General features: G+C 69.9%; 7 protein-coding genes. 4 read left to right on the plus strand and 3 right to left on the minus strand.

The window, feature by feature from the left end; translation table 11 throughout:
- Positions 1 to 41: 41 nt before the first annotated feature.
- Positions 42 to 548 carry a MarR family transcriptional regulator gene (locus AB0I51_RS05995; protein WP_362971869.1) on the minus strand — a complete coding sequence of 169 codons (507 nt, stop codon included), beginning with the start codon at positions 546 to 548 and terminating at the stop codon, positions 42 to 44.
- Positions 549 to 683: 135 nt separating this feature from the next.
- Here AB0I51_RS05995 and AB0I51_RS06000 point away from each other — a divergent pair, with 135 nt between their 5' ends.
- Entirely contained in the window at positions 684 to 1,475 is a 792-nt protein-coding gene (locus tag AB0I51_RS06000; protein WP_362971871.1) for a class III extradiol ring-cleavage dioxygenase, read from the plus strand.
- A 35-nt stretch (positions 1,476 to 1,510) separates the two neighbouring features.
- Here the strand turns inward: AB0I51_RS06000 and AB0I51_RS06005 are convergent, their stop codons facing one another.
- Positions 1,511 to 2,041 carry an N-acetyltransferase family protein gene (locus tag AB0I51_RS06005; RefSeq protein ID WP_362971873.1) on the minus strand — a complete coding sequence of 177 codons (531 nt, stop codon included), beginning with the start codon at positions 2,039 to 2,041 and terminating at the stop codon, positions 1,511 to 1,513.
- A 181-nt stretch (positions 2,042 to 2,222) separates the two neighbouring features.
- Here AB0I51_RS06005 and AB0I51_RS06010 point away from each other — a divergent pair, with 181 nt between their 5' ends.
- Positions 2,223 to 3,221 carry a sigma-70 family RNA polymerase sigma factor gene (locus tag AB0I51_RS06010; RefSeq protein WP_362971875.1) on the plus strand — a complete coding sequence of 333 codons (999 nt, stop codon included), beginning with the start codon at positions 2,223 to 2,225 and terminating at the stop codon, positions 3,219 to 3,221.
- Positions 3,222 to 3,779: 558 nt separating this feature from the next.
- Positions 3,780 to 4,406 carry a helix-turn-helix domain-containing protein gene (locus AB0I51_RS06015; protein ID WP_362971908.1) on the plus strand — a complete coding sequence of 209 codons (627 nt, stop codon included), beginning with the start codon at positions 3,780 to 3,782 and terminating at the stop codon, positions 4,404 to 4,406.
- A 4-nt stretch (positions 4,407 to 4,410) separates the two neighbouring features.
- On the opposite strand, the gene AB0I51_RS06020 is transcribed toward AB0I51_RS06015, so the two are convergent.
- The gene (locus tag AB0I51_RS06020) at positions 4,411 to 5,379 is read right to left on the minus strand and encodes a YafY family protein (RefSeq protein WP_362971877.1); all 969 of its coding nucleotides are present in this window, start codon (positions 5,377 to 5,379) and stop codon (positions 4,411 to 4,413) included.
- Positions 5,380 to 5,497: 118 nt separating this feature from the next.
- On the opposite strand from AB0I51_RS06020, the gene AB0I51_RS06025 reads away from it, so the two are divergent.
- Positions 5,498 to 7,012, plus strand: coding sequence for an MFS transporter (locus AB0I51_RS06025; protein ID WP_362971879.1), 1,515 nt, complete (start codon positions 5,498 to 5,500; stop codon positions 7,010 to 7,012).
- The last annotated feature ends 442 nt before the right edge of the window (positions 7,013 to 7,454 follow it).

Below are 7,454 nucleotides of genomic sequence, written 5' to 3' on the forward strand. Positions count from 1 at the left end.
ACTCCCAGGAACTGCCCTGGTTCTCCGCCGAGTTGAGCGGCTCAGCGGAGCCAGGGCAGGTCCGCGCCCGCTTCGTCGGGCTGAAGTCCCTCGGCGACGATCTCCATGATCTCGCCGAGGGACTTCTGCTGTTCCGGGCTCAGCCGCTCGAACAACGCCTGCCGTACGGCGGTCACATGGCCCGGCGCGGTACGGCTGAGCACCTCGTACCCCGCGTCGGTCAGCACCGCGAACTGGCCGCGCTTGTCGGAGGGGCAGTCCTCGCGGCGCACCCACCCGTTCTTCTCCAGCCGCGCGATCGCGTGCGAGAGCCGGGAGCGGGTGATCTTCGCGTTCATGGCCAGTTCGGTCATCCGCAGCCGGCGGCCCGGCGCCTCGGCGAGCTGGACGAGAAGGCCGTAGTAGATGTGCGGCATGCCCGCGTCCCGCTGGAGCTGACGGTCCAGATGGTCCTCCAGGAGGGTGCTGGCGTGCATGTAGAAGCGCCAGACACGCTGCTCCTCGGCGGTGAGCCAGCGGGGTTCTGCGGATGCGGGTGCCGTGTTCATGCGCTCCACTGTACGAGAGCTCTTCTTGAAGGTTAAACAAATGCGGCGTAAGCTCTCGTCCAGGAAGTTTGAGAGTTCAAGCATCGAGTTCGAGTGTCGAGTTCGATCACGGTTCGACCCCGGGGAGTGACCGTCATGTCCACCGCCGCACCGGAGCGCATGCCCGCCCTCTATCTCAGCCACGGCGCGCCGCCCCTCGCGGACGACCCGATCTGGCCCGGCGAACTCGCCGCGTGGTCCGCCGACCTCCCCCGTCCCAAGGCGATCCTCATGGTCTCCGCCCACTGGGAGGAGGCCCCCCTCGCCCTCGGCGCCACCGACCCGGTCCCCCTGGTCTACGACTTCTGGGGCTTCCCCGAGCACTACTACCAGGTCCGCTACGACGCCCCCGGCGCACCCGAACTCGCCGAGTCCGTACGCAAGTTGCTGCGCGCCCCGGGCATCCCCGTGCAGGACGTCCCCGACCGCGGCCTCGACCACGGGGCGTACGTCCCGCTCGTCGAGATGTTCCCGGCCGCCGACATCCCGGTCCTCCAGGTCTCCATGCCGACCCTCGACCCGGTGAAGCTCATGGAGATCGGCCGCAAGCTGGCGCCCCTGCGCGACGAGGGCGTCCTGATCGTCGGCTCCGGCTTCTTCACCCACAACCTGGCCGCCCTGCGCCACACCGGCGGCGGAGCGCCCACCTGGTCCTCCGAGTTCGACGACTGGGGCAGGCGTGCGCTGGAGGCCCGGGACTGGGACGCCCTGCTCGACTTCCTCCACAAGGCGCCGGCCGGTCGCTACGCCCACCCGCGCACCGAGCACTTCGCCCCGCTGTTCGTCACCATGGGCGCGGCGGAGGCGGGCGGCGAGCTGGACACGCAGCACTCGGTGATCGACGGGTTCTGGATGGGGATGGCGAAGCGCTCGGTGCAGTTCGGCTGAGCCCGCCTCGGGAAGGCACTTCCCTTCGGGAAGGGCTACAACTCCTTCTCGTACCAGGCGACATCCCAGTAGCGGCCGAACTTGCGGCCCACCTCCCGGTAGGTGCCCACCGGCCGGAAACCGAAGCGTTCATGCAGCCGCGTGGACGCTTCGTTGGGCTGTGCGATGCCCGCGTACGCCCGGTGGACGTCCTCGGTCGCCAGGTCCGCGAACAGGGCCTTGTAGAGCAGCGTTCCGATACCCCGCCCGCCGGCCTCTGGGGCGAGGTAGATCGTGACCTCGACCGAGGTCGCGTAGGCGGGCTTCGCCCGGTAAGGGCTGGATGTGGCGTAGCCGAGGATTCGCTGTGAGTTTCCTTGGAAGGTCCCGTCGACGGCAACCTTCAGCCGGTATGGGCCGTCTTCAGGGTGGGAGAGCAGCCAAGGACGGCGCTCCTCCGGCGTGAAGGCGGCGGTGTCGAAGGTGATCGGAGTCTCGCGTACGTAGTGGTTGTAGATGTCGGTGAGAGCGGCGAGGTCATCCTCGACTCCCGGCCTGACCTGCACCTCTGTACGTTCCGACGGCATCGGACCTCCCTTGTGGCCGGACAGGGTACTGCAAGATCAGAAAAATAGGGGAGTGGGTCGGGAATTCTGTCCGGATTCCAGTCGTTGTTTCCATCAGATGCAGGGCACACGAGAAGAGTCACCAAGAGAGTGCCAGGCATCCGACGAACACCTGCTGACCCACCATCGCAAGGGAGCACGCATGGCAACCCGTGCCGTCGCCCGTCGTAAGTCCGCCTCCGGCGAGACCTCCGGCGTGGCACGCAGTGTTCGCGCCCATGGCGGCGAGATCGCCGACCGCGACCTGGTCGGCATGTATCTCGACGAAATCGCGCGCACACCGTTGCTCGACGCCGCCAAGGAAGTCGAGCTTTCGCAGACCATCGAAGCGGGCGTGTTCGCGCGCCAGGTCCTCGACGGCGAGGAGGAGTCCCAGGCGGACGCCACCCGCGAAGAGCTGGAGGCCCTGGTCGCCGAAGGGGAGCGTGCCAAGGACGTCTTCATCCGGTCCAACCTCCGCCTGGTCGTGGCCGTGGCCCGCCGCTACCCCCGTAGCGGCCTGCCCCTGCTCGACCTGATCCAGGAGGGGAACGCCGGCCTGGTCCGCGCGGTCGAGAAGTTCGACTATCGCAAGGGCTTCAAGTTCTCGACGTACGCCACCTGGTGGATCCGCCAGGCCATCACCCGCTCGATCGCCGACCAGTCCCGGACCATCCGGCTCCCCGTCCACCTGGTGGAGGAGCTGGGCCGGATCCGCCGCGTGCAGCGCGAGTTCAACCGCAAGAACGGGCGGGAGCCCGAGCACGCGGAGATCGCCGCCGAGTTGGACACGACTCCGGAGCGCGTGACGAACGTCCTGGACTGGGCGCGCGATCCGGTCTCGCTGAACATGTCGGTGGACGACGACGGCGACACCCAGTTCGGTGACCTCCTGGAGGACACCTCCGCGGTCTCGCCCGAGCAGTCCGTCATGACCCTGCTGCGCAGCGAGGAACTGGACGACCTGATCGGCCGCCTCGACCAGCGCACGGCCTCCATCATCAAGATGCGGTACGGCATGGAGGACGGCCGGGAGCGCACGCTCACCGAGGTCGGCAAGGAGCACGGCCTGACCCGCGAGCGCATCCGCCAGATCGAGAAGCACGCCCTGCTGGAACTGAAGAAGCTGGCCAGCCAGACCGGTTTCGACGCGGCGGCGTAGGACAGGTCCTGAGTGACAACCCCTCCGGCGGGGGCGCCGGAGGGGTTGCCGGGGGCGTGGCTCCCCGGCTCCTCGTCGGGCTCCCCGGCAACCACCGGGGGCGCCTACGAGCCTGGTGCGCACCCGGCCGCGCACGCCGGGTGGCGGAAGACCGCGCAAACATGGCTGCGCAACGCCGCTTCAACGTGCGGGGCTCTGGGAACAAGACTTCAGGGCCCAGGAGTTGGGGCCACAGGCGTTGCCCCGTTACCCACTGAGCCAAGTCCCGACGCAAATCCCCCCCCCGGCGCCGGGACCCTCCCGAGCCGGGCTTCGGCACCTGTCCCCCCAGGCGCCGGGGCCCGGCTCTTTTTCACGCGCGCGGTGGTGTGGGGTGCGGACATGGGTGGAGGGCGGGGCACCCCGTACCTGAACACCGGGGTGGCCCGCCGAATGGCAGATTGTGCCACAGCGGCATAGCCTGCCGGTGTGAGCAGCCCCACTCCAGCCCCGGATGCCCGTCCCGCCTCTCCCGCCGCATCGCTCTCGCTGACCGAGCGGCGCAAGGCCGAGACCCGGATGCAGATCGCCCGGGCGGCGGCCGGACTCTTCGCCAGACACGGGCTGCGGGCCACCCGCGCCGAGGACATCGCCCAGAGCGCCGGCATCGCCCCGCGCACCTTCTACCGCTACTTCGCCACCAAGGAAGAGGCCGTCGCCCCGCTCTACGCGGTCGGCGCCCAGCGCTGGGCGGACGCGGTGCGTGCGGCCCCGCCCGCACTCTCGGTGCCGGAGGCCCTGGAACACGGGGTGCGCCACACGCTGACCCCTGGGGTGGGTGTCTCCATGAACTCCTGGACCTGGGTACGCACCCTGATCGGCATGGCGGAGTCCAGCCCCGGTCTGCGCAGGGTGTGGGCGGAGGTCTGCCAGGCGTCGGAACGCACCCTGGGCGAGGTCCTGTTGGAACGTGTCACCCGCGGCGACCCCGTCCTCGCCCCCGGCGCCCCCGGCGTGACCTCCCCGGAGCTGCGCTTCGCCGCCGCCGTCGCGAGCGCCGCCGTACGGACCGCGGTCGAGGGCTGGGCGTCCGGAGAGGAACACCCGGGCACGCCGGCCGGCCCGGCGGAGTCGGCGCTGCGGAACCTGCGGGCGCTGCGGGACTTTCCCTGGGGGGAGATCGGGACGGCGCGGGGGGTGGGGTGAGGCCCTACTCTTCCCCTGCCGCCCTGCTCAGCCGTTCCCCCAACTCCCTTACGCAGCGCACCAGTTCCTCCGGTTCCTGCACCGTGAACTCGTACTCCAGCAGGGCCAGCCGGACGGCCAGCCAGCGGACCTCGTCGCCGGTCGTGGCACGCAGGCGGCAGCTGTGCTCGCCGAGCGGTTCGGGCGTGCCCATCCAGGCCGGGACGCGCGCGGCGACGACGTCGGCGGGCGCGGCGAACGTCACGGTGTACTCGTAGGACTCCTGCCGCCGGTACATCGACTGGCGCAGATACTCCGCCGCACTCCCCGTCGGCAGCTCGCGCGGTGCGAACCGCGCCCCCGTCGCGAACGGCTCGCTGACCCGGTCGACCCGGAACGTCCGCCAGTCCTCGCGGTCGAGGTCGTAGGCCACGAGGTACCAGCGCCGACCGGTCGAGACGAGCCGGTACGGCTCCGTCACGCGACGCGACTCCGTACCGTCCTTCGCGCGGTACGCGAACCGCAGCCGCTCGTGGCCGGCCACCGTCGAGGCCATCACGGTCAGCGTCTCGGGCGCGATGCTCGCCCCGTCGCCACTGGTCAGCGGGGTGGTGGCGGCCTGGAGGGTGGCGACCCGGTGCCGCAGCCGCGAGGGGAGGACCTGTTCCAGCTTCGCCAGCGCCCGGACGGACGCCTCGTCCACGCCCTCGACCGCGTGACCTGCGCCCGCCCGCAGGCCGACCGCGATGGCCACCGCCTCCTCGTCGTCCAGGACGAGCGGTGGCATCGCCTTGCCCGCGACCAGCCGGTAGCCGCCGTCGGCGCCCAGCGTCGCCTGCACCGGGTAGCCCAGTTCGCGGAGCCGGTCGATGTCCCGGCGGACCGTGCGGCGGGAGACCCCGAGCCGGTCGGCCAGCTCGCCGCCGGGCCACTCGCGGGGCGTCTGGAGGAGGGAGAGAAGCTGGAGGAGCCGGGCCGGAGTGTCCGTGGTCATGAGTCCTCCGTCGTCGTCACCGTCGTCGTCACCGCTGTCGTCCGCGTCGTCGTCATGGATTCGAGGATGGCGCAGAACTAGGACACGATCTGACCTAATGGGGCCATAGCTTCGAGCCATGACCTCCACCGAACTCCTTGCGGACAGCCCGGCCGTCTCGACGGAACCGGCACGTACGGCCGACCGGCGGCGCTGGTTCGCCCTCGCGATCGTGATGACCGCGGCCTTCATGGACCTCGTCGACGTCACGATCGTCAATGTCGCGATTCCGTCGATCCAGCGGGACGCGGGCGCCTCCTTCAGCCAGATCCAGTGGATAACGGCCGGTTACGCGCTCGCCTTCGCCGCCGGACTCATCACCGGCGGACGTCTCGGCGACATCTACGGCCGCAAGCGGCTGTTCCTGCTCGGGATCGGCGGCTTCACGCTCGCCTCCGCGCTGTGCGGCTTCGCCGCGAACCCGGAGATGCTGGTCGCCTCGCGGATCCTCCAGGGCGGGATGGCGGCGATGATGGTGCCGCAGGTCCTGTCGATCGTGCACGCCACCTTCCCGGCGCACGAACGCGGCAAGGTCTTCGGGTTGTTCGGCGCGATCGTCGGCCTCGGCGCGGTCTCCGGACCGCTGCTCGGCGCCCTGCTCACCGAGTGGAACCTCTTCGGCCTCGAATGGCGTCCGATCTTTCTGATCAACCTGCCCGTCGGCATCGCGGGACTGATTCTCGGCAGCCGCTTCATCACCGAGTCGAAGGCCCCGCGCGCCCTGAAACTGGACCTGGTGGGCGTCGCCCTGGTCACCCTGGGCCTGCTGATGCTGCTCTACCCCCTCACCCGGGGCGACGAACTGGGCTGGCCCGCCTGGGGGTTCGTGTCGATGTCCGGCTCGATCGGCGTCTTCGGCGCACTGGTGGCGTACGAGAAGCGGAAGGCCGCACAGGACGGTTCCCCGCTGGTCGAACTCTCCCTGTTCAAGGTGAAGAGCTTCGCGGCCGGCATCGCCGTGCAGACCGTCTTCGGCGTCGGACTCGGCATCTTCTTCCTCGTCTGGACGCTGTACATGCAGACCGGTCTCGGCTGGAGCCCGCTGCGGGCGGGGCTGACCGGCGTACCGTTCTCGATCGCCTGCTCGGCGGCGGCCGGGATGTCCGTGCAGAAGCTGGTGCCGCTCGTCGGCGGACGCAATGTGCTCCAGGCCGGCGCGCTGGTGATGGCGGCGGGCGTGCTGCTCTACCTCTGGGAGTCCGACCGGTACCAACTGGCCATCGCCTCCTGGCAGATGGCGCTCCCGCTGGTCGTGATGGGCGCCGGCATGGGCCTCATCTTCGCCCCGCTGACCGACACGATCCTCTCCGAGGTGCCGCGCGAGTACGCCGGTTCCGCGTCCGGACTCATCAACACCGTGCAGCAGATGGGCAACGCGCTGGGGCTCGGGCTGGTGTCGGTGGTGTTCTTCGGCTCGATCGGCGACCGGCTGACCGGGGCCGAGGTGGGGCCGGCGTTCGTCAACGCCTTCCAGAACGCGCTGGGTTGGGTGGCAGCGGTGATGGGCCTGATCTTCCTGCTGATGTTCGCGCTGCCGGGGAGGGCGGCCGCGGCGAAGAGCACGGCCAAGGGAGCTGTCTCCGACGGGAGTTGACGCCATCCGCCGACGCCCCATCCGCTGACGCGCCGCAGTCGAGTGCCCCGCCCCGAGCCTTACCGGGGGGCGGGGCACTCGGCGCAAGCCGCCGCAGTTGGCGTACGCCGGTGCGCGAAGGGAGGCGCGCGCCGGGTGAGTCAGGCGGCGGACTCGGTACCGAACGGCATGCTCTGTGGGGAAAACATCGCTTCTGGACCGGACACTCCGGCTTCGGGGCGGCCGGGGCGCTCAACTCGCCTGCTCCGCAAGAAAACTGACAGGGTGAAAGGTGGGGTTGGAGTGAGGCCGGAGTGGGGGCTGGGGTGGCGATGCGATGGAGGCCGGGCGCTGATGCCCTTATCCATTAGCCTCGCGCTTTCGCGTGGCAGGGCGTCCGATGGGTGATCAGAAACGCAGAGAGTGCTCCTGACCTGCAACGATGGGACTTGTCTAGGGTCCA

The organism is Streptomyces sp. NPDC050549 (assembly GCF_040655035.1).
In the GTDB taxonomy this organism is placed as follows: Bacteria; Actinomycetota; Actinomycetes; order Streptomycetales; family Streptomycetaceae; genus Streptomyces.

Bases quoted from the DNA above. Each gene is read 5' to 3' on its own strand.
- AB0I51_RS05995 (WP_362971869.1), bottom strand. From the start codon at position 548: ATGAACACGGCACCCGCATCCGCAGAACCCCGCTGGCTCACCGCCGAG.
- AB0I51_RS06000 (WP_362971871.1), top strand. From the start codon at position 684: ATGTCCACCGCCGCACCGGAGCGCATGCCCGCCCTCTATCTCAGCCAC.
- AB0I51_RS06005 (WP_362971873.1), bottom strand. From the start codon at position 2,041: ATGCCGTCGGAACGTACAGAGGTGCAGGTCAGGCCGGGAGTCGAGGAT.
- AB0I51_RS06010 (WP_362971875.1), top strand. From the start codon at position 2,223: ATGGCAACCCGTGCCGTCGCCCGTCGTAAGTCCGCCTCCGGCGAGACC.
- AB0I51_RS06015 (WP_362971908.1), top strand. From the start codon at position 3,780: ATGCAGATCGCCCGGGCGGCGGCCGGACTCTTCGCCAGACACGGGCTG.
- AB0I51_RS06020 (WP_362971877.1), bottom strand. From the start codon at position 5,379: ATGACCACGGACACTCCGGCCCGGCTCCTCCAGCTTCTCTCCCTCCTC.
- AB0I51_RS06025 (WP_362971879.1), top strand. From the start codon at position 5,498: ATGACCTCCACCGAACTCCTTGCGGACAGCCCGGCCGTCTCGACGGAA.